Annotated in this window: 22 protein-coding genes and 1 pseudogene; 6 read left to right on the forward strand and 17 right to left on the reverse strand. The window is 41.4% G+C overall.

What is annotated here, in order from left to right; genetic code table 11:
* Positions 1-73: 73 nt before the first annotated feature.
* From OCV61_RS12680 to OCV61_RS12730, 11 genes and pseudogenes are all read right to left on the reverse strand, one after another.
* Positions 74-238 (reverse strand): ORF6N domain-containing protein, encoded by a 165-nt coding sequence (locus OCV61_RS12680; RefSeq protein ID WP_317258464.1) that lies wholly within the window; start codon positions 236-238, stop codon positions 74-76.
* Positions 239-414: 176 nt separating this feature from the next.
* Complete coding sequence (locus OCV61_RS12685) at positions 415-762, reverse strand: TnpV protein (RefSeq protein ID WP_158422094.1); 348 nt, start codon at positions 760-762, stop codon at positions 415-417.
* 273 nt (positions 763-1,035) lie between these two features.
* Positions 1,036-1,425, reverse strand: a complete 390-nt coding sequence (locus tag OCV61_RS12690) for a family 78 glycoside hydrolase catalytic domain (protein ID WP_262582953.1) — start codon at positions 1,423-1,425, stop codon at positions 1,036-1,038.
* Between the two features lie 137 nt (positions 1,426-1,562).
* Positions 1,563-1,805 carry a hypothetical protein gene (locus OCV61_RS12695; RefSeq protein ID WP_158422095.1) on the reverse strand — a complete coding sequence of 81 codons (243 nt, stop codon included), beginning with the start codon at positions 1,803-1,805 and terminating at the stop codon, positions 1,563-1,565.
* A gap of 195 nt (positions 1,806-2,000) precedes the next feature.
* Entirely contained in the window at positions 2,001-3,236 is a 1,236-nt protein-coding gene (locus tag OCV61_RS12700; protein ID WP_158422096.1) for a serpin family protein, read from the reverse strand.
* Positions 3,237-3,589: 353 nt separating this feature from the next.
* Positions 3,590-3,754, reverse strand: a pseudogene (locus tag OCV61_RS18830) (TnpV protein); the annotation flags it as partial.
* A gap of 61 nt (positions 3,755-3,815) precedes the next feature.
* A complete protein-coding gene (locus tag OCV61_RS12710; RefSeq protein WP_158422097.1) occupies positions 3,816-4,418 on the reverse strand; it encodes a cytidylate kinase-like family protein in 603 nt (200 codons plus the stop codon).
* 13 nt (positions 4,419-4,431) lie between these two features.
* Entirely contained in the window at positions 4,432-5,799 is a 1,368-nt protein-coding gene (locus OCV61_RS12715) for an MATE family efflux transporter (protein WP_158422098.1), read from the reverse strand.
* Positions 5,800-6,146: 347 nt separating this feature from the next.
* The gene (locus tag OCV61_RS12720; protein ID WP_158422099.1) at positions 6,147-6,437 is read right to left on the reverse strand and encodes a CarD family transcriptional regulator; all 291 of its coding nucleotides are present in this window, start codon (positions 6,435-6,437) and stop codon (positions 6,147-6,149) included.
* 28 nt (positions 6,438-6,465) lie between these two features.
* Positions 6,466-6,687 (reverse strand): hypothetical protein, encoded by a 222-nt coding sequence (locus OCV61_RS12725; RefSeq protein ID WP_158422100.1) that lies wholly within the window; start codon positions 6,685-6,687, stop codon positions 6,466-6,468.
* A 207-nt stretch (positions 6,688-6,894) separates the two neighbouring features.
* A complete protein-coding gene (locus OCV61_RS12730; RefSeq protein WP_158422101.1) occupies positions 6,895-8,175 on the reverse strand; it encodes a hypothetical protein in 1,281 nt (426 codons plus the stop codon).
* A gap of 131 nt (positions 8,176-8,306) precedes the next feature.
* Here OCV61_RS12730 and OCV61_RS12735 point away from each other — a divergent pair, with 131 nt between their 5' ends.
* Entirely contained in the window at positions 8,307-8,792 is a 486-nt protein-coding gene (locus tag OCV61_RS12735; protein WP_158422102.1) for a GNAT family N-acetyltransferase, read from the forward strand.
* A gap of 42 nt (positions 8,793-8,834) precedes the next feature.
* Here the strand turns inward: OCV61_RS12735 and OCV61_RS12740 are convergent, their stop codons facing one another.
* The 5 genes from OCV61_RS12740 to OCV61_RS12760 all read right to left on the reverse strand — a co-directional run bounded on the left by OCV61_RS12740 (position 8,835) and on the right by OCV61_RS12760 (position 14,523).
* The gene (locus OCV61_RS12740) at positions 8,835-9,872 is read right to left on the reverse strand and encodes a zinc-dependent alcohol dehydrogenase family protein (protein ID WP_158422103.1); all 1,038 of its coding nucleotides are present in this window, start codon (positions 9,870-9,872) and stop codon (positions 8,835-8,837) included.
* 16 nt (positions 9,873-9,888) lie between these two features.
* Complete coding sequence (locus OCV61_RS12745) at positions 9,889-10,791, reverse strand: alpha/beta hydrolase (RefSeq protein WP_158422104.1); 903 nt, start codon at positions 10,789-10,791, stop codon at positions 9,889-9,891.
* Positions 10,792-10,817: 26 nt separating this feature from the next.
* Positions 10,818-11,783 (reverse strand): ABC transporter permease, encoded by a 966-nt coding sequence (locus tag OCV61_RS12750; protein ID WP_262582958.1) that lies wholly within the window; start codon positions 11,781-11,783, stop codon positions 10,818-10,820.
* 63 nt (positions 11,784-11,846) lie between these two features.
* Entirely contained in the window at positions 11,847-13,340 is a 1,494-nt protein-coding gene (locus tag OCV61_RS12755; RefSeq protein WP_158422105.1) for a sugar ABC transporter ATP-binding protein, read from the reverse strand.
* 181 nt (positions 13,341-13,521) lie between these two features.
* Positions 13,522-14,523, reverse strand: coding sequence for a sugar ABC transporter substrate-binding protein (locus OCV61_RS12760; RefSeq protein WP_158422106.1), 1,002 nt, complete (start codon positions 14,521-14,523; stop codon positions 13,522-13,524).
* Between the two features lie 416 nt (positions 14,524-14,939).
* Here OCV61_RS12760 and OCV61_RS12765 point away from each other — a divergent pair, with 416 nt between their 5' ends.
* On the forward strand, positions 14,940-16,073 hold the full coding sequence (locus tag OCV61_RS12765) for an ROK family protein (RefSeq protein WP_158422107.1): 1,134 nt from the start codon (positions 14,940-14,942) through the stop codon (positions 16,071-16,073).
* Positions 16,074-16,167: 94 nt separating this feature from the next.
* On the opposite strand, the gene OCV61_RS12770 is transcribed toward OCV61_RS12765, so the two are convergent.
* Entirely contained in the window at positions 16,168-16,755 is a 588-nt protein-coding gene (locus OCV61_RS12770) for a 50S ribosomal protein L25 (protein WP_158422108.1), read from the reverse strand.
* A 380-nt stretch (positions 16,756-17,135) separates the two neighbouring features.
* On the opposite strand from OCV61_RS12770, the gene OCV61_RS12775 reads away from it, so the two are divergent.
* The 4 genes from OCV61_RS12775 (at position 17,136) to OCV61_RS12790 (ending at position 20,280) form a co-directional block, all read left to right on the forward strand.
* A complete protein-coding gene (locus OCV61_RS12775) occupies positions 17,136-17,663 on the forward strand; it encodes a UBA domain-containing protein (protein WP_158422109.1) in 528 nt (175 codons plus the stop codon).
* Positions 17,664-17,672: 9 nt separating this feature from the next.
* Positions 17,673-18,374 (forward strand): response regulator transcription factor, encoded by a 702-nt coding sequence (locus OCV61_RS12780; protein ID WP_158422110.1) that lies wholly within the window; start codon positions 17,673-17,675, stop codon positions 18,372-18,374.
* A 3-nt stretch (positions 18,375-18,377) separates the two neighbouring features.
* A complete protein-coding gene (locus tag OCV61_RS12785; RefSeq protein ID WP_158422111.1) occupies positions 18,378-19,637 on the forward strand; it encodes a sensor histidine kinase in 1,260 nt (419 codons plus the stop codon).
* Between the two features lie 109 nt (positions 19,638-19,746).
* Positions 19,747-20,280 carry a prolyl-tRNA synthetase associated domain-containing protein gene (locus tag OCV61_RS12790; RefSeq protein WP_158422112.1) on the forward strand — a complete coding sequence of 178 codons (534 nt, stop codon included), beginning with the start codon at positions 19,747-19,749 and terminating at the stop codon, positions 20,278-20,280.
* Positions 20,281-20,316: the final 36 nt, after the last annotated feature.

A 20,316-nucleotide genomic window follows, 5' to 3' on the forward strand; every position in this document is an offset into this window, starting at 1 on the left:
AAGAACAAGTGTTCTTTTTGCTTTTATGCAATTCATCTCCCACCTGTAGAGGAAGGAGAATTCTTGCTATATATTATGTTAAAGCTTTTGTTTCTACTTGATAAAGCATTGACAGATCACTATCCACCATGACTTGTTTGTTTCTTACTACATAAATCAGATTTTCAATGTCCGGTGGCATGATTTCAACTATTTGTGTTTCCACTGGTTCCATTTCTTTTGCTTTCTGATCCGCCATTCCATCTCCTCTATAACTCGAAATGCCAAACTGGCATTTCAAGTTACTTTATCGCACAATCATTTCTTATGAGTTCCCAAAATCCATGTTCCCATTTTATCCTATTTTTCTCATCCTGCCTACTGCTATTTTTCATACAATAATGAGGTCGCAATTCACGACCTCATCACCTTCATTTAAACATAAATCAATTCCTTGAGAATAATCTCTTCCGCAATCGCTCTGTGCTGATTAGCAGCTCTTACCCATGCCATCTGATCTTTCTCTTTATCCAGTAATGGTTCTTTTTCTTCCAACTGTTTCAGGATCACTTCTTCCCGTTCTCTGGCTGCCTTATCTACTTCCAGAAGATGTTCTCCAATTGTATCCTGTAAAAGCATCACCTGATAGGTTGAATTTCGATGGTTTTTCAGATAATCTCTGCGAAGAAAACCATACTTGCCAAGTTGCTCCATCTGCTCACCGGATTTATAGGTGAGATTCGGAATCAGATATCCATTTACATTCGTATACCTTATATAAATAGGACATTCGCAATCCGCTTTCGCTACTTGCTCATGAACGCAGTTGCTTCGCTGCCTGCGTTCATTTTATTAGCACTCTCCATTTCTCATCATTTTTGACCACAAATTTACGACATTTACGACAAATCTGACACTGCTTTACAATACCAGGCATAATGACTGATGCACCGGAAAGCCTATAAAACAGGCACTTCTAAGATACACAAGACAGGACAAAAATCGACTTCCATTATCAAGAAGTGAGTGCTAATTTTTATGAAGAATTTGTTATCGCTACAAGCCATGAAAAATAAGGAAGTTATCTCTCTGACTCCATATAATATTACTTTGCAGTTTATTTACTTTTATATTAGAACAGGGGAAATCACCTGTCTTTTCCATATCAGAATGTATCACACAGGCGAAAAACTGATCTGCTGTAAATTCTTCCATTCCTTCTACGCTGATATAACGGAATCCATGGAATGTAAAATGCGGTCGAAAAACCTGTTCTTCTCCATTACAGATAAATGTATCGATTGATTTTGCCTGACGAAGTGTCTCCGGATAGAAGTTTCCATCTTTGTCCAGTACCTCTGCATGACGGAGCACAATCTTCTGTCCTTTCTCGCCTTTCACATGAACCTCTACAACGCCAGTCACAATCTGTCCGAAGTCATTCAAGTCGAGCAGCCGCGAGACTTGGCGCGTGATTCTGCTCAGCGTAAGCTGACATATTCTTTGCAGAATCACTGTGCATCCTCGCGGAGCGTTTATCTCAGTCGGAGATTGGACTCCCACTAAGACTAACTTGCTGTTACTCACCACCTGAAAGAGGTGGGAGTCTTCTCGACTGAGATAAACTTTTCACCTTTTGATGTCACAATCAACTCTTTACCCACAATTTTCTCTGTGATACGAACAGGTTCATTCTCCTGTGCTGTTAATACTGCTTTGTCAAAATCTTTAACAATAACATTTCCTTCTGTGATTTCCGGCGCATCTGTATCGATTGTCGATTCTATTTTCCAGGAAAATCTTGGTGCTTTCTCTGTAAGCCCCATTGGATTTTCTCTGTATTCTGTCCAAAAAAAAGATTTGAAAGGTATCAGCCAGAAGGTTCTCACTGACAGCCTAAGATTAATGGAAGAAGATGGAATCTGCCCAATACCACCGCAGATACTGTCGGGGTCCATATGCACCCGGGCGTCAAATCCCACGAAAGGGCGGCCAGAGTCTTGATCGAATATTTGCCTGTATCAGGAAATAGATATTACTTTTCCAATGAACAGAATTTCATCATTGTTTCTGTCATAGATCAGAAATGCAAATGGGCGAGTAAGCTCCACGGTTTTGATAATCGGTTCATTTTCCACCGCAGCAGACATACATTCCATGGTAACTGCCGTCACTGCTGCTGCCTTCGTGCCGTTTTCATCCAACTCCAGTTTTGTTTTCTGCAGTATCGTATCCACATTTACATTTTGGTCTACAATACCGGAGAGATCAGAATTGCTGGAAAATAGATTGTCCAGCCCCATGCTTGAGAGCATATCGTTTAGAACAGTGCTCGTCTCAAAGTTAAGTTTTGGCATCTTGCAATCAACTTCATCATATTCTGGATTGGATTTCAGAAGTCCGCCAATATCCAGATCCTCAAGGTTGAAATCACCTTCATCATTTGGCAGGATGCCTATGAAACTTAGCCCGTTGGCATAATCCCTGCCAAAAGCAGTAGCCTTGTCATTTTCATAATACCTGTCTCCTGTACAGGTCATGTATTTTGTTTTTTCTTTTTTTCCAAAACTTTCTTCTGTATCAGAAACATTCCAAGGTTCCCCACTCCATCCGGACTCAAAATACAGGGAATTGGTCAGGCACAGTCCCGTATTGTCATTGATCAGATCCGGCGTAATGATCTTCGGGATCAGCCCTTCTGTATTTTTGTCACACCAGGAATTGATGACATCACATGTTTTCTCCGCGGCAGAAAAATCCACAGCTTCCACTTCTGCCCCAAAACTATCCGATACCGTATTCTTGAATTTCTCCTGAAGTGTTAACCCATTATCCAACCAAATCGCATCTGCTATCTTTACTTTTGACTGATATCCGTAACTCTCATCTTCAGTATTATATGCCTTAATTTTGTCCAGATACTCCTTTGCATAGGTGGCAAAATCATTGGTTCCCAGGTAATCATCCAAAATTTCTTTTGTCTCTCCTTTCGCACCTTCTGCAATCATGCCGAGTGCAAAGTTCAAACTTGTCGGACTGAACATGATGTTTTTACCGAAAGCTTCCGCTGAGAGCATGTCTGTCATTTTTACTGAATTTTGTAATACTGTAGTTTTGTTAATATTGGTTTCATTTTGCATGTATTCATCTGAAGTAAGGATTTCGCTGGCTGCTGCGGTATCAACATATACGTTGACGACTGGCATCACTGCTGCCATCGCTGTCATTATACCAGCCAGAAGTTGGTTTCTTCTCATAAGGCATTTCCTCCTTTGGCATTTCCTCCTTTGGCATTTCCTCCTTTGGCATTTTCTCCTTTGGCATTTTCTATAGTTTAACATGCTAGTCTTCTTGCTGTGTAATTTCGGAAAACCAAATATCTGAAGCCTGTTTCATGACAGCCGAAATTTAAGCCGAATCAAGTAAGTCCAACTTTCGGTGATGCGTTGACTGTATGTATTTCATAGGGTCTGATTCTGATGTTTCCCCAAGTCATATTTTATGTTCTCACAGCTGAAATATCCCCTGTCCAGAATGAATCCGATCTTCTTATAACCATATCCAAATGCTTTATCCAGCATGAACCGAAGCTGGGAGATATTTCAGGAAATTCACCAACACTATCTTGCAGGAACATTATCTGATACAGTGAATTTCTATGATTTTTCAAATAATCTCTGCTTGAAAATCCATACTTGCCAAGTTGTTCTATCTGCTCGCCCGATTTATAGGTGCGATTGGAAATCAGATATCCATTCACATTTGTATAAGTCAGTTTCCAGGATTAACTATCTTTTCTCAAAATTTAAAAATGTCTCAACACGCTTTCTTTAATATTATTTTGTCATTGGAAGTTTATTACATTCTATAATTATTTTCTCACATCTGTCATAACCAAGCTGGGAACTGTTCAGGCATAGCGTATAATTGCTGGCTTTTCCCCATTTCTGCTCTGTATAAAAGTTATAATTTGTCATACGTCGCTTATCTGTGTCTGCCATCATTTTGACTGCTTCCTTCTCCCCTACATTATATAAGCGAATAATGCGCTGTATTTTTTTCGGCATATTCCCATGAATAAACACATTCAGTACATCGTCCCGGTCTTTCAGAATATAATCTGCATTTCTTCCAATAATCACACAGGACTCCTTCTGAGCCAAATCAAGAATAACCTTTCTCTGTGCCTCGTATACCATATCCTCTACTGATTTTCCTGTAATGTCACGCCCGGCAAATGCATACGCAAATAGTCCTTTCTTCGGAGATAACTCAGCATTTTCCTGAATATATTCCGGTGATAAGCCAGATTTTTCTGCAATCTCATTAATAACATTTTTATCATAATAGGCAATACCCAGTTTCTTTGCTACCTCTTCACCGATAAAACGTCCGCCGCTTCCAAATTCTCTGCTGATCGTAATGATTCTTTTTGTCATCTCAGACTCCCCCTTAATTCAAAATATCCACTTTATTTTTCCTGATTTTCTTTAAAAATACATATCCCACCAGGCATGAGATCACCTCTGTAATCGGAAATGCCCACCAGATTAATGCAACTCCTGCCTGACCATTTCTGACAAACAGTGAAAAGATTCCAGCCAGCGGCAGAATGATAATAAGCTGTCTTAACAAAGAAATAACCAATGATTCCAAGCCGCCATTCAACGCCTGATAAATGCCCTGATAAGCAACATTAATTCCGGAAAACAGAAAACTGACAGAGATCACTCTCATCGCGCTGATAAAAAAGTCTCTTGACTGTCCCGCATTAAACAATGTTGCAAACGCTCCAGGGAAGATCTCTGTGATTGCAATTCCCAGAATCATTAATACAATGGTATAGATAAGCCCATATTTGATTCCATCCTGAATTCTCTTCTTGCTCCGCATTCCATAAGCAAATGCAATGATCGGTGTGATCGCATCTCGTAAACCAAAAGCAAGAAACAGAACAAACTGCTGAACTTTATAGAACAATCCATAAGCTGTCTGCGCAGACGGATTAAATTTCAGTATCAGATTCATCACATAAACCATAATAGACATCAACGCCTGTGCAATAATTGCCGGAAGTCCGATTGCATAGATTTCTTTTATAACCTTGGCATCTGGCTTCATATATTTCACCCCATGCTGGAATTCCTTATTCAGTTTGATATGAAAAATAAGCAGTAATACTGCGGATGCTACCTGCCCAATTACAGTCGCGTAAGCAGCACCTTTTACTCCCATTTCAGGGCAAGGTCCAATACCATAGATCATGATCGGATCAAGAATAATATTTACTAACGCACCAACAATCTGTCCGATTGTAGAATAAAAAGAACGCCCTGTTGCCTGTAATAACTTTTCAAATAATGAAAAGAAAACAATTCCAAAAGAAATCACACAGCATATTCTCAGATAACTAACTCCCATCTCAAGTACTTCTGCATCAACTGTTTGTGATGAAATATATACTCTCACACCAAAGATACCAAACAATAAGCAGAGCACATAAATGATCACTCCCAGAAACAGGCTGTTTCCTGCTACCTTTGCTGCTTTTTTACTGTTTTCCTGTCCAAGTGTCCTTGCAAGAAGTGCATTGGTTCCTACACCGGTTCCAACTCCCACCGCAACCATAAGCATTTGAACCGGAAATACCAATGTTAATGCATTTAATGCCGCTTCACTACCTACTCTCATATTTCCCACAAATGCACTGTCTACAATGTTATAAACCGCCTGCAATGCCATGGATAAGATCATCGGGATTCCCATTTGGATCATCAGCTTACTCACTGGCATCTCCTTCATTTTATTGCTTTCCGCCATTTTATTTTAGCTCCTCTCTTTTTGGCACAAAAAAAGTGTGCACCTTGTCATATAAGCTGGACTTACGCTAAAAGGCTACACACTTTTTCATGGCAAATATTATATTTTAACAAAAAACGAGCAGCTAGTAAACTGGATTTACGCTTACTCGCTACTCGTTTGGTGTAATTATATTTCCTGTTTTTCAAAAAGTCAAACAAAATTTTTCTTACATTTTTTTTGTAATGCCATAAGGAGGCCTTATGAATTCCAGAAACAAACTGGCAGAAAGGCCAATCCGACCTTTACTGTACACAATGGCAGTTCCTCTAATGCTGTCATTGCTTGTATTAATATGATCAGTGCAGCTATCCGCCAACTGATATTACTGGTTCCCTGCCTCTGGATTTTCGTAGAGATTTCTGACATTTCACATAGCTGGTATGCATTCTGGCTTCTTCTTTTGTCAGACACAATCTCAATCTTGCATCTGAGTTTGAGACAGGAACATATATTTTTTCTTTTTCATCTTCTACCGGCTTCATCAGATAATACAATTTGTTATTTTTTTCGTCCTGTGGATTCAAATATAAAATATTATCTATTTTGCATATACCTGTAACAGGCTTGCTGACAAGATCTCCAATTTCATATTTCACAAAATTCTCTCCTTACTGATTGGCACATTTATTCCGTAAAAGTATAACGTACAAAAGAACCATGATTATCTCCTGTCACTATTACAATATCCCCACTCTCATTACATGTGGATTCCAGAATTGGATATCTTCCATTTTCTTTTACATAGGCTTCCGGACTATCTGCTTCTGCCTCGATCAGAGTTTTTTTACTATACTGCTCTCCTCCACAAGGATTGATTTCCTCAATAAAGATTTCATACTCATGCATATACGATTCCTCCTGAAATAATTTTTATAAAATGAGCAGCGGCATATGTTGCTTTCCTGCACCATTGCGCTGCTCATCTTTATTTTCATTATAAAACTATTTCATTTTGATTTCAAAAGCGTTTTTTGCCAAAATGCCTGTTCTGTTTTTAGGCAGTATTACCTATGTATTTACACAGAGTCAGACTTCTTTACTGAGATAAAACTATCACTTATACCAAATTCTCAGGCATTTCACCTTGATATTCGATGGATCTGCTATTAGTTTTCCTATATTGAGAGTCATAGTTTTTGTCTTTCCAGGCTTTATATTTACTTTGAACGTCTTGGTACGGGTCATTGTTTCGTTGATGGTCATGGTAAACTTAAGCTTCACTTTGGTGATGGTAGATTTGGATTTGTTGGTAAATTTAGTCCTGTAATAGGTTTTACCGGAGGTTGGATAATATTTATAACCTGTCACCTTCACCTGCAGTTGTTTCAAAGTGGGCTTTGGTGCAGACTTTTTACCTACGATCACAGTAATCGTCCTTCGCTTGCCATTTACCAGAGCGCTTACCTTCGCAGTTCCGGGTTTCTTTGCTATAATAAATCCGCCGGCTGCATCAACGATCTTTTTATTGCTGGATTTTACTTTTTTGATCGTAATGCTTCCGCCACCTGTTTTGAAAACGTAACTGGAAAACATTGTTGTGTCCCCTACCTTAAGGGAAATGGATTTGGCAACTGTAATAACTGTTTTTGACACAGTAAAGGAAACCTTCCGGGTTTGATTGCCATATTTAAAAATAAGCTCTGCTGAACCGGCTTTATAAAAATAAACGTTTACATCAACACTATCACCAGATCCTGGAGTAATTCCTGTAACCTTTCCAACTGATGAATCTGAAATGCTTACAGAATATTTGGATGTGTCCTTCAGCGGATCTAATATATATGGATCATCCACTGTTACCAGAAATGTTCCTGTAGTTTTATCATAACTTTTTTCAGGCGGATAAATAGTTATGTCCGCATTTTTCCGATTTTCCCGAACATTAACTGTAATGTTGAAATCCACATACGACTCAGAAATATAGCTATCGTAATATGTAAATATTTCCATAAATTCCAGTTCATCCGATTCATTAAAAGTACCAGAACCCTGGAGTACATTGCTGCCATTTGGATATAAATATGTGCTGTTGTCACCCAGCCATACGCTTACCCGGCCAGGAGTCAGTTCAGTATTGGGGAAAGTCATAGTCACATCTACTCTGTAATCCATGGACTCCTCTGACGGAACCTGATATCCAAGATAATACCGAAATGAATTTCCACTTTGCACATCCATGGTTCCTGTCCCACTAAGCTTAAATCCGTCCTGGGTATTCTCCCTGATGATCGCCGCCTGTACTCGCTGCTGCCCAAAGCAAAGCAACATAAAGATTGCAATTACAAATACCAAAATGTATTTTTTCCATCTGGTTAAATTTCTTTTCATAATCATAAAAAATCCCCTCCCTTTTATCTTTACACAGACTATGATATTGCTTACAATCAGTGTATATAGTTGAAAGGGATTTTTCCATTAACCATTCGTTAGTTTTTTAAGAAGATTTAAAAAGGAGATTGTACAACATGAATATAAGAACTGCCACATTCAACGATCTTGAACAAATTTCAGAAGTAGAAGCTCAGTGTTTTCCTGCTGCCGAAGCAGCAACCAAAGAAGAATTTGCTGATAGACTCCATTATTACGGTGATCATTTCTGGCTGATGTTCGATCATGAAAAATTGATCGCCTTTGTTGATGGCTTTGTTACAGATGAACCGGATCTATATGATGAAATGTATGAAAAAGCCTCTCTGCATAACCCTCAGGGTGCCTGGCAGATGATCTTTGGGGTTAATACCCTTCCCTCCTATCGTTGCCAAGGTTATGCAGGACAGCTGATTCAATATGCCATTGACACCGCCCGGAAGCAGCACCGAAAAGGCCTTGTTCTCACCTGCAAAGACCGTCTGGTATCTTATTACTCCAAGTTTGGTTTTACAGACGAAGGCATCTCCGAAAAATCTGTACACGGAAATGCTGTATGGCACCAGATGCGCCTTACTTTCTAATAATTGAAACGGCCGGAAATCTCCGACCGTTTTCACCTAAAATTAATCCTGTGGATGTATCACCACTTTGATAGATTCACTGGACATCTGCATAAGAATAGCGTCTTCCAGATGCTCCAGATCATAATGATGAGTGATTAATTTTTCAATCTCCAGCCGTCCACTGTTGATCAGATTTACTGCTCTCTGGTGAGTATCCGGATTGATAATAGAACCACGCACAGTAAGCTCTTTTTTATAAACATCAAATAATGGAAGAGGTGCCGTTCCTTCTACTGGCGGTACGCTGAACAGCACTACAGTACCGCCTGCACCTGCCATTTCGATGGCCTGCTGTGCGATCTTTGGATTCCCCACACACTCGATGACACAATCTGTTCCTTCATTGCCTGTGATCTGAAAAATCGCCTGGGCCAGATCTTCATGGATAGGATCAACAGCTGCATCTGCCCCTACACTAAGACCAATCTTACGTCTCATCTCAATTGGCTCACTAAGGATTACGGTAGATGCGCCTTTTAATTTGGCCAGCTGGATCATAAGCTGACCGATAGCACCACCACCGATTACCAGTACTGTCTGTCCTGGAATAATATCTGTCCTGTCAATCCCATGGATCGCACAGGCCAGAGGTTCAGCCATGGCAGCCACATCAAAAGGAACATCTTTATTTAATTTGTAACATTGATTCTCTGGTGCTACAGAATACTCTGCAAAACCACCATTTACATTCACTCCAAGAGCAAATAAATGCTCGCAATTCTGCTTTTTTCCCATGCGGCATGGGCGACATTTCCCACAGTACATATTAGGATCCAGGGTTACATGATCCCCTACTGACACTTCTGTTACCTCAGATCCTACCGCAGTAACCACACCAGAATACTCATGTCCCAATACAACCGGAGGAGTTACATCTGCTGAGCCCTTTTCTCCATGATAAATATGTACATCTGTTCCGCAGATTCCTGCTGCCATATTCTGTATCATTACCTGATGTGGCTCCAATTCTTTAAATTCCATATCACGGACTTCAAACTTTTTTTCTTTGTCCGCTCCTAAAAAATATGCTCCTCGCATGTCCTAATACCTCCCATTACTTTAATGTTCTATGTAAATAATCCAGGATCAGATCCTTTACTTCAGTCTGTGAAAATGCTGCATCTGCATGGTCTACCCCATCAATCAGTACAAATTCTGTGGGAACACCTTCCTTTTCAAGTTTTTCATACAGAATATCACTGTGAAATACTGGAACCTGTGTATCTTTTGTTCCATGAAGCAGGAGAAATGGAGGCGTTTCCTCGGTAATGTAAAATCTTGGATCCATCTTCTCACCGATTGTCTTTTCATGGCGCAGGTGATTCACTCCTGCTGCCAGTGACTGCGGTTCCAGTTTCCCTCGTAACAAAAACTGCTCTTTTTCATCATAAGAATCCAGGCTTTCCCTGCCCTCAAAATTCATCATATCCACAGCTCCGTAGAAGATCACTGCTGACTGCACTGCCGAACTTTCATCCAGGTATTCACCTTTTTCAAATTCCTTACGATCTCCGGTGGCTGCCACAAGTGAAGCCAGATGTCCTCCTGCCGACTCTCCCATCACTGCAATCCTGTCAGGATCGATATTCCACTCACAGGCATGGGCTCGCAGGTACCGAATCGCCTGCTTCACATCCATCAGCATTTCCGGGAAAAACCAGGTTGCCGGAAGGCTGTAGGAAACACTTGCCACCACATAGCCTTTCTTTGCATAGTAAGACAACTCCGGAAGCCATACATTCTGGTCTACCTCTGTCCATCCACCGCCTGTGATCCACAGGATACAAGGCTGGGGCGCGGGCTTATCATCATATTCAAAAAATGCTCTCTGATGAAGAATGCTCATCTTTAAAGGAACTCTGGTTGCATTACACCAATAAGGTTTCTGGGAGAATACCAGATCTGTGCACTGAAGGATCACAGGTTCTTTTGTTTCTACTTTTATGATTCTCTTCACATTGACCACCTTCCCGTATTATGGTTTCATTCTTTTTCCACAACAGAAGCAGCATGTTTTCTGGAAGCATAATCCATACCAACTGCAAGGATCAGTACAACACCGTTCATTACATACTGCCAGTAAGTATCCAATCCCAAAAGTGTAAGTCCGTTATTCAGGATACCGATAATCAATACGCCAAATACCACTGAAAACAATCTTCCGGCACCACCGCTTACAGATACACCACCTAATACAACAGCTGTAATTACCTCGAACTCGAAGCCACGGCCTGTATTCGGTGTTCCGGACATCAGACGGGAAAGCATAAGAAGTCCGGCTACACAGGCAAACACAGAGCTCATAATATAGGCCATGATCTTTACTTTATCAACATTGATTCCGGAAAGTCTTACAGCCTCTTCATTTCCGCCAATAGCATACAAGCTACGCCCGAAAACGGTTTTCTTTAAAATAAAGGCACCAAGTACAAACATCAGAATCATGATCAGCGTAGGAATAGGAAGCATTCCAATATACCCCTGTCCCATAAGTGCAAATCCATCACTGAAGCCAAATACTGGCTGACCACCGGAGATCAGATATGCAGCGCCATAAAGGATATTCATAAAAGCCATTGTTGCGATCATCGGCGGGATATTATACTTTGTGATCAGGAAGCCATTACAAAAACCAACTACTGCAGACATAAGTAGACTGATCAAGATTGCCAAGATCGGATGCACACCCATTTTTACCATCATGGTTGGACAGAGTACATTTACAAGTTCAATAGTGGAACCAATGGACAAATCAATCCCACCGGTAAGGATGATCATCATCATTCCAACTGCCGCAATTCCACGAAAGGAAATCTGCCTGGTGATATTTAGAAGATTATTCAGGTTCAGAAATGCCGGTGACAAAATACTGAATACAATAAACAGCGCCACAAATGCAAATACAATAATATTTTGGTTCATCCATGATTTTACATTTTTCTTATTCATCTTTTATGCCCTTTTCTTTATAAAATTCTATTTAAAGGAATCATCTGAAAATATTATTCTGTCCTAACCCTGGGATGCCAGGGACATTACCGCCTCCTGACAGAATTCTGCTTTTGACAGTTCCCCTGTTACACGACCTTCGCAGAATACTACGATCCTGTCGGACATTCCCAGAAGTTCCTCCATATCAGAAGAAATCATGATAATGGATTTCCCTGCCTGTATTAGTTCATTCATGATCCCATATATTTCCTGCTTTGCCCCTACGTCAATACCACGGGTAGGCTCATCCAGTATGATCACATCCGGATTCTTTGCCAGCCACTTGGCAATAACCACCTTTTGTTGATTTCCACCAGACAAGTTTTTACAGATCTGTCTGTCGGAAGGTGTTTTGATTGCCAGTGCTTTAATGTATTCACCAACAATATTTTTTGCTTTTGTATAATCGATCACATCATGTTTCGAGATCTGAAGCAGACTGGGGAAATATATATTCTCCCCCACAGACATATGAAGCATCAGACCCTGCTTCTTTCTGTCCTCAGGTGCAAGAGCGATTCCCTGCTCAATGGCATCCTTTGGATTTTTAACCTTTAACTCTTTTCCTTTGTAAGTGATGGTACCGCCGGTTTTTCCTGTGATCCCGCAGACCAGCTGCACAGACTCAGTCCTTCCGGCTCCTACCAGGCCGCCAAATCCCAGGATTTCACCTTTACGAAGCTGAAAAGATACATCCTTTACACCTGGTCCTTTCAGATGCTGTACGTCCATCACAACTTCCGTCTGTTCCTGCTTGTCCAACTTTGGATACTGCTCCGTCAGCTCTCTTCCTACCATCATGGAAATCAGTTCCTGACGGTTGGTATCACAGGTGTTTACTGTTTTGATCATTTTTCCGTCCCTCAGGATTGATACCCTGTCTGTAATCTCAAAGATTTCATCCAACCTGTGGGAAATATATATAATGGTAACACCTGAGGCTTTCAGCTTTTTAATGATCTTAAACATGATCTCCACTTCATTGGTAGTAAGAGAAGCAGACGGTTCGTCCATTACCAGGATCTTAACCTTATGGGACAAAGCCTTTGCAATCTCTACCAGCTGCTGATAGCCTGTTGTCAGTGTTCTTACATTCGCCGTCACATCAATATTTATTCCAAGCTGTTCAAATATTTTCTGGCTTTCACTCACCATAGCTTTCATATCAATCATTCCGTGTGTGCGGATCGGACTTCCAAGGAAGACATTTTCCGCAATAGATATGTCGTTTACCAGATTGAATTCCTGGTAAATAACAGCAACTCCCTGCTCCTTTGCAATAGCAGGTGTCAAATTATTAGTATATTCTTTTCCATCTATCAGAATCGTTCCGGATGTAGGAATCACAGCACCTGTGGTAGATTTAATCAATGTGGATTTCCCGGCTCCGTTCTCACCGGCCAGCGCATGGACTTCTCCTGCACGGAACGCAAGACTGACATTATCAAGTGCCACAACACCTGCGTATTTCTTTGTGATATTTTTAAATTCCAATATATTTTTCGTACTTTCCATATGCCAACCTCTTGAATATCTTTTGCTCGTTGTAACTGTCCAGTACCCTTGTGAGATACTGCCTGCTGAATCGTTACTGCCTGTTGTCTTAAATTATGCAGGGACCTGCCTGAGGCTTCCTTTGCACGATATTCACCGTTGTTGCCTCTTCTGCCTGTACAGGTGCCCTGCATACACATGTTTACTTGCTGAGTTTACTCAGATCTATCTGATCTTCATATTTCCATTCTTTCAGCCAGTCTTCCATAGTATCAACAGTTACCAGCTCATTTGGTGTTACCTGATCTTTTTCTGTGATTCCATTATTCAGAGAATCAAGGATAACTTCTACGATACCATCTCCAAGCTGCCAGCCTGCGCCAAATGCAACTTCCGCTTTGATGGGGTCGCCGTTTGCCATCAGCTGAAGGGCTTCGATAGTACCGTCAACTGCAAAAATACCAAATCCTTCCTGCTTGCCGGCTGCTTTTACTGCCTGGTTAGCACCAATACCGCCGCCATCACCGATGGACATGATCACTTTCATATCCGGATATGTTTGCAGCCAGTTCTCTACGATGGTCATTGCCTTATCTGCAACTACACAGGAATCCTCAACAACAAGTTCTGCATCTGGAGCATTCTCTGCCAGGGCTTTTTTCATTGCCTCTCCACGATCTTTACATTCCTGGTTCTCATAGAAAGTAAGAAGACCAACCTGTGCTTTTCCGTCATAATTATCATTAATAAACTGAGCTGCCTGCTCACCGATCAACTGTCCTGCACCTGCATTATCATTTGTATAGGATACATCATATGTGTTGGTATGCACGCCGTAACACATAACCATGATTCCTGCATCCTGGGCATCTTTGATAGCACTTTCTACAGAATTGATATCAATTGCAGAAACGATAATGGCATCCTTTTTCTGCTGAATGAAATCCTCGATCTGTGCAACCTGCGTAGATGGATCATTATTAGCTGCAACAACGGTAAAGGTACTTCCCATTTCTTCACCCTTCTTCTGTACCTCGTCACAAACCTCTGCCCAAATTGGATTGGTCAGATCCGCTACTGTCATACCGATCTCATAGCTTTTTGCCTCTTCGCTCTTAGCCTCCTCTGCTGAAGCTGGAACTGCCAGAACAGATGTGCCGATTAACGCTGCTACTAAAGTCCCTCTCAATACATTACGTTTCATGAATGCTCCTCCTTTGTTTTATAAATATATTTTATAAATGTTTCTTGATATATTTGATGATATCATTGTATTTATTTACTGTCAATCATCGAATTGCCGATTCTATTTGTGCATATTTACCATATTTCTTTTTGTTTTATGTATTCTCAAAGCAGTTATTTTTACAAAATGCTTTATATATCTCTTTTCAAGCCACGGTTATAAGGTTTTATACATCACTTTTCTCTCATTTTCAGCCTTTCACAGATTTCTTTTTCGCTTTTTTACATGAGTTTTACATTTATTTACGATTATTTATATGATTCCTTCTTCTTTTTCACCTTATTTAGCTATATTTTCTTATTTTCCCTATTCACTTTTGTAAATATATTTGTTATAATTATAACAAAATCAAGATCTTTCACAGGAGATGTATTATGGGGATTACAACTTCAGAATTGAAGCAATTGAATTGCGATATGGTATATCGGATGATTTATGAGAATAACGGCATCACCAAGCAAATGATTGCCAAAGAGTTGAGATTTTCATTGCCTACAATTTCACAGAATCTGGGATATCTGCTGGAGCAGGATAAGATCCACTGCAGTTCCCACAGAGCTGCAACCGGCGGCAGACCGGCACAGTTATATAAATTTAACTATAATTCCAGAATCACTATTTCTGTAGAGCTTCTCGCCAACATGCTGAATGTGGCTGCAGTCAATCTGGCAGGGGAGATCATCGCCGAATCCAGCCTTGACCTGGTTTTTACAAATGACCCTCTTTATTTTGAAACCTTCAGTTCCTGGGTGAATCATTTTATTGCTTCACTAAGCTGCAGGCCTGAACAGATCCTGGGCATTACAATTGCCATTCAGGGTGTGGTTGATGCAGATCAGGAACATATTTCTTTCGGCACCCTGTTGTCTAGCAGTACTTTTGTAAGGACTGATTTTGCACAGCACTTTCAATATCCGGTGTCTCTGATCCATGATGCAGAAGCAGCTGGGATCGCTGAGAGCTGGCACAGTGCTCCGGATATGAATGCTATCTACCTTTCCCTGAATGCCAACCTGGGCTGTGCGGTGATCGTCAATGGTCAGATCATGAGATCCAGACATCTGAGCAGCGGTGTTATGGAGCATCTTACACTGTACCCCAATGGTATTCCCTGCTACTGTGGGAAGTGTGGCTGTGCAGAAAGCTATTGTTCTGCTAATACCCTGATCCGAAAATCCGGTCTGAGCCTGCCTTTATTCTTTCAGAAGGTTCGGGACAAAAATATCAAATACCTGCCAATCTGGCAGCGATACCTGCAAGATCTGGCACTTATGATCGATGATGTACGGATGGTCATCGGTGGTGATGTGATCATCGGCGGTCTGCTGACCCCATACCTTACAGATGAAGATCTGGATTCCATCAAAGACAGCGTATACTCTCTTACCACCTTTAAAAATGCAGACTTCACTATCAGTAAGGGTAAATATGGCAAGAAAGCCACTCTCATCGGTACTGCGCTCACCCGCATAACGGATTACCTGAAAGAAGAGCGCCTGGTTGACTGATCAGATACTTAAATTCATTTACGTAAAAAGACCGCCGCTGTACCTGGCAGCGACGGTCTTTTTACAACAACATTCATACATAAACAACGGCTCTTTATTCGGCAGCCTCTTCTTCCTTCGGCTCTTCTTCAGGAACAACATTGTGTACCTCGGAAACCACAACTACAGTAGCATTCAGATCTGTACGCAGATCTACATCCTTATCCTGTGCAATTGGCAGATCCTTAACTTTGATGCTGTCACCTATATGCATATCTCCAACATCTACCTCGATCTTCTCCACCAGTGCAGCCGGCAAAGCCTTATAAGCAATCTCTTCCAGCAAAAGCTGTACCACTCCATCTGTTACTTTATCATGGTTCAGAAGAACAACCTCTGCAACAGAATGTACTTTTTCATTGCTTACCAGAGCCTGGAAATCGATCTCATCTACCTGTCCTTTTAACGGGTTAAATTCCACGTCCTTAATCAGTACATCATACTTTGTACCGTCCACATCCAACATGATCTGGCTGCCCTTACTGCTTGTTTTCAGCAGCTTATCCAGATCCTTCTTAACGATCTTGACGGGAATGGATTCTTTTATTTCTCTTCCAAAGATATTACCGGTAACAAATCCTTCTCTTCTTAATTTTTTGGCTTTGACATCCATGCTTCTTTTTTCAGCTTTTAAAGTATTCATTTATCTTTTCCTCCAAAAATCTGATTTGCTCAATAGCCTTCACCCCGATCTTCCAGGGAGGTTTTATTAAGTAGCTTTCCTTTGTTACAATCGTATTATAACACCTATATCAATTTCAGATTCACCAATTTTATTTTTTTTCATCTGTAATTTTTGTCAGTTTTTAATCTTGTATTTTCCCGCCACCCTGCTTACGATTTTCTGCCACATCTCCCACGATTTTCTTTGTATTACTTTTGCTTTTGGTGTATTGTATTATTAAATGCAGCCACTTTATTTTTAATCTTATTTTAATCTTTCTTCAAAGTCACTTTAAGGAACCACTGGTAGATTATAACAGTCAACTGATACAAAACTTTGATTGAAAGGAAAAGGAAAATATGGACCAGTTAGAAAAAGTAGATAAGTTAAGAGAAAGAGCAAATGTCAGCTATGAAGAAGCAAAAGAAGCCCTGGAAGCAAGTAACTGGGATCTTCTGGATGCTATGGTATATCTTGAAAAGCATGGGAAGGCAGAGCCTCCTGAACAGGAAACCGCATCCTCTGCCTCCCAGGAAACTCCCCAGTATGTATCGGTTAAGGAAAAGGTAGAAGAACAGGAAAAAGAATCTTCTGAGGGGCTTCTTACCAAGCTGGCAAAGATATGCAAGGTGCTGTTCCGCATGAGCAAAGAAAACAGTTTCTGTGTGAATCGTCATGACAAAGAACTGATCCGCATACCCGCCTGGGTACTGATCCTGGCTCTGCTGTTTGCATGGAAAATAGTACTTCCGGCAGTGGTCATCGCCTTGTTCTTTGACTGCCGATATTCTTTCTCAGGAAAGGATGACCTTTCCCCGGCAAACAAAGCTATGGACAAAGCCAGCGAATTTGCCGGAAAAGTAAAAAGCGAATTTGAAAGCAGGTAAATTCTAATCATGAATGAACATATTCTAATTGTAGAAGACGAAGAAAAACTGGCCAGATTTGTGGAGCTTGAACTGCTCCACGAAGGCTACCAGGTCAGCAAATCATCCAACGGAAGAGAAGCCCTTGCCATGGCTGTGGCAGGGGATTTTGACCTTATCCTTCTGGATATCATGCTTCCAGGCCTGAATGGTCTGGAGGTTTTAAGGCGGCTTCTGCAGGATCATCCTACGCCTGTGATCCTGCTCACTGCCCGTGACGCAGTCATGGACAAGGTAGCCGGGCTTGATGCAGGTGCTGTAGATTACATTACCAAGCCATTTGCTATCGAAGAATTACTGGCAAGGATCCGCGTAGCCATAAAGCTGCACAGGAATTTTAACAAAGGAACTGTGCCAGAGGCAGAAGACGGTCTTCTTCGCTGGGGACACCTTACCCTAAATGAAAAGAAGCACCAGGTTACTTATGACAACCACCAGATCAGCCTTACCAACAGGGAATTCCAGATGCTGAAGGTTCTTCTGGAAAACCAGGATATTGTACTGACCCGGGATGTTCTCCTGGAGCGTGTTTGCGGATATGATTATGTAGGCGAAACCAATGTTGTAGACGTATATATCCGTTTTCTCCGTTCCAAGATCGATCAGGTTTTCCAGGTCAAAATGATCCAGACCGTCCGGGGCGTAGGCTATGTGATCAAATCGGAAGAGTGAAAAATGCAGAAAAATAATACTCAGACCAAACGTATGACCTCCATTGCAAGGAAGCTGCACAGGTCATTGATTCGGAAGAAGATCTCCATGTATACAGGCTTTGATTTTCTTCTTTTTGTGCTTCTGCTTGTTGGCTGGCTGGCCAGTCTGGAATACCACACCTTTGGTAAATTCATCCTGTCGTACAACCGTTATTTCCATATTCCATCTGGAAGTACGCATTGGTTTCGGGATCTTGTTTACATTGTATCCGATCAAAAAGAAAAGATCCTGCTGAAGGTTCCCCTTGCGGATCTGATCATTGTGCTGTGTATCACAACAGGTATCCTGTTTTTACTACAGCTTCTGTTTATATGTTTTTCATATGCAAAAGAAAGCAAAAAAATCCGTCGGATTCTGGCTCCCATTAATGAAATTGCCCTGAAAGCAGATGAGCTGAGCCGTATGGCTCTTTCCGGTGACAAATACCAGCAGATCGAAGATGCTATTTCCCACCTTCATCCGGAAGAGGCTGAATTGCTTTCTTTTGGTGATTCCGATCTTCAGGGGATCGAAGCGGCAATGAACAACCTGCTTCTGCGTATGCGGGATTCTCAAAGACAGCAGGCCCGTTTTGTCAACGACGCTTCCCATGAGCTGCGAACCCCTATTGCAGTGATTCAAGGCTATGCCAATATGCTTTCCCGTTGGGGCAAAGATGATGAAAAAGTTCTGGATGAGTCTATCACTGCTATCCAAAATGAATCTGATCATATGAAGCATCTGGTAGATCAGCTTCTTTTCCTTGCAAGAGGTGACAGCGGAAAAACACAGCTTTCTTTGGAACTGGTTTCCCTTAATGATCTGATGAATGAAATATATGAAGAATCCCTGATGATTGACGAAAATCACTTATATCGTTTCCGGCCTGGGGATTCGGTGTGCCAGGTACAAGCTGACCCTGCCCTTCTAAAACAAGCTGTGCGTATTCTTGTTGATAACAGTGCCAAATATACCCCTGAAGGAGCTGAGATCCTTCTTCGTACCGGGCAGACTGATGAGGGAAAGCCTTATCTGGAAGTACAGGATTCTGGGATCGGTATGTCTCCCAAAGATGTTTCCCATATGTTCGAGCGTTTTTACCGTTCTGACGAAGCCCGCAGCTATCAGGGCACAGGGCTTGGGCTTTCTATCGCCAGGTGGATCATTGACCGGCATAATGGACGTTTTGAAATCCTTTCCCGTACAGAACTTGGCACCAGGATCAGGATCATCCTTCCCTAATATTACTTACCCTCTGGATTTTATCGCTTTACCATGATACAATGTTCGTCAGACAGTGCTGCCAGGCCTGGTGGTTCTGATTATGAATTTACTGCAAGGAGATACTGATATGGAATTATTTGAAGGAAGACCCACCGACTGCCAGGGGCGTCTTGCAAAGGAAATCCGGGTTTATGATTTTCTTGATTCACTTGGGATCAAATATCAGCGGATTGACCATGAAGCCCTGATGACCATTGAGGCCTGCCAGGAAGTCGATCAGCTACTGGGAGCTATGATCTGCAAGAATCTGTTTCTCTGCAACCGCCAGGAGACAGACTTTTACCTGCTTCTGATCCCTGGGGATAAGAAATTTAAAACAAAAGATCTGTCTTCCCAGATCGGGTCTGCAAGACTTTCTTTTGCAAAAGAAAATTATATGGAAGAATTTCTGGACATTACTCCAGGCTCTGTAAGTATCTTGGGGCTGATGAATGATAAAGACCGCAAAGTACGTCTTCTCATCGACCGAGATGTGGTAAAAGAACCATATATCGGCTGTCATCCCTGCATCAACACCTCCAGCCTTCGGATCAGCACCAATGACATGCTGGAAAAGATCATTCCTGCCATGGGACATGAGCTTACATATGTAGAATTGTGATATGTTTTTTAGAAAAAGAGACCGTGGCACAGCCTG

The organism is Blautia ammoniilytica (genome assembly GCF_025566965.1).
Taxonomy (GTDB): domain Bacteria; phylum Bacillota; class Clostridia; order Lachnospirales; family Lachnospiraceae; genus Blautia_A; species Blautia_A ammoniilytica.

Coding starts and splice junctions, on each gene's coding strand:
- OCV61_RS12680 (WP_317258464.1), bottom strand. CDS start 238: ATGGCGGATCAGAAAGCAAAAGAAATGGAACCAGTGGAAACACAAATA.
- OCV61_RS12695 (WP_158422095.1), bottom strand. CDS start 1,805: ATGGGGCTTACAGAGAAAGCACCAAGATTTTCCTGGAAAATAGAATCG.
- OCV61_RS12700 (WP_158422096.1), bottom strand. CDS start 3,236: ATGAGAAGAAACCAACTTCTGGCTGGTATAATGACAGCGATGGCAGCA.
- OCV61_RS12710 (WP_158422097.1), bottom strand. CDS start 4,418: ATGACAAAAAGAATCATTACGATCAGCAGAGAATTTGGAAGCGGCGGA.
- OCV61_RS12715 (WP_158422098.1), bottom strand. CDS start 5,799: ATGGCGGAAAGCAATAAAATGAAGGAGATGCCAGTGAGTAAGCTGATG.
- OCV61_RS12725 (WP_158422100.1), bottom strand. CDS start 6,687: ATGCATGAGTATGAAATCTTTATTGAGGAAATCAATCCTTGTGGAGGA.
- OCV61_RS12730 (WP_158422101.1), bottom strand. CDS start 8,175: ATGATTATGAAAAGAAATTTAACCAGATGGAAAAAATACATTTTGGTA.
- OCV61_RS12735 (WP_158422102.1), top strand. CDS start 8,307: ATGAATATAAGAACTGCCACATTCAACGATCTTGAACAAATTTCAGAA.
- OCV61_RS12740 (WP_158422103.1), bottom strand. CDS start 9,872: ATGCGAGGAGCATATTTTTTAGGAGCGGACAAAGAAAAAAAGTTTGAA.
- OCV61_RS12750 (WP_262582958.1), bottom strand. CDS start 11,783: ATGAATAAGAAAAATGTAAAATCATGGATGAACCAAAATATTATTGTA.
- OCV61_RS12755 (WP_158422105.1), bottom strand. CDS start 13,340: ATGGAAAGTACGAAAAATATATTGGAATTTAAAAATATCACAAAGAAA.
- OCV61_RS12760 (WP_158422106.1), bottom strand. CDS start 14,523: ATGAAACGTAATGTATTGAGAGGGACTTTAGTAGCAGCGTTAATCGGC.
- OCV61_RS12765 (WP_158422107.1), top strand. CDS start 14,940: ATGGGGATTACAACTTCAGAATTGAAGCAATTGAATTGCGATATGGTA.
- OCV61_RS12770 (WP_158422108.1), bottom strand. CDS start 16,755: ATGAATACTTTAAAAGCTGAAAAAAGAAGCATGGATGTCAAAGCCAAA.
- OCV61_RS12775 (WP_158422109.1), top strand. CDS start 17,136: ATGGACCAGTTAGAAAAAGTAGATAAGTTAAGAGAAAGAGCAAATGTC.
- OCV61_RS12780 (WP_158422110.1), top strand. CDS start 17,673: ATGAATGAACATATTCTAATTGTAGAAGACGAAGAAAAACTGGCCAGA.
- OCV61_RS12785 (WP_158422111.1), top strand. CDS start 18,378: ATGCAGAAAAATAATACTCAGACCAAACGTATGACCTCCATTGCAAGG.
- OCV61_RS12790 (WP_158422112.1), top strand. CDS start 19,747: ATGGAATTATTTGAAGGAAGACCCACCGACTGCCAGGGGCGTCTTGCA.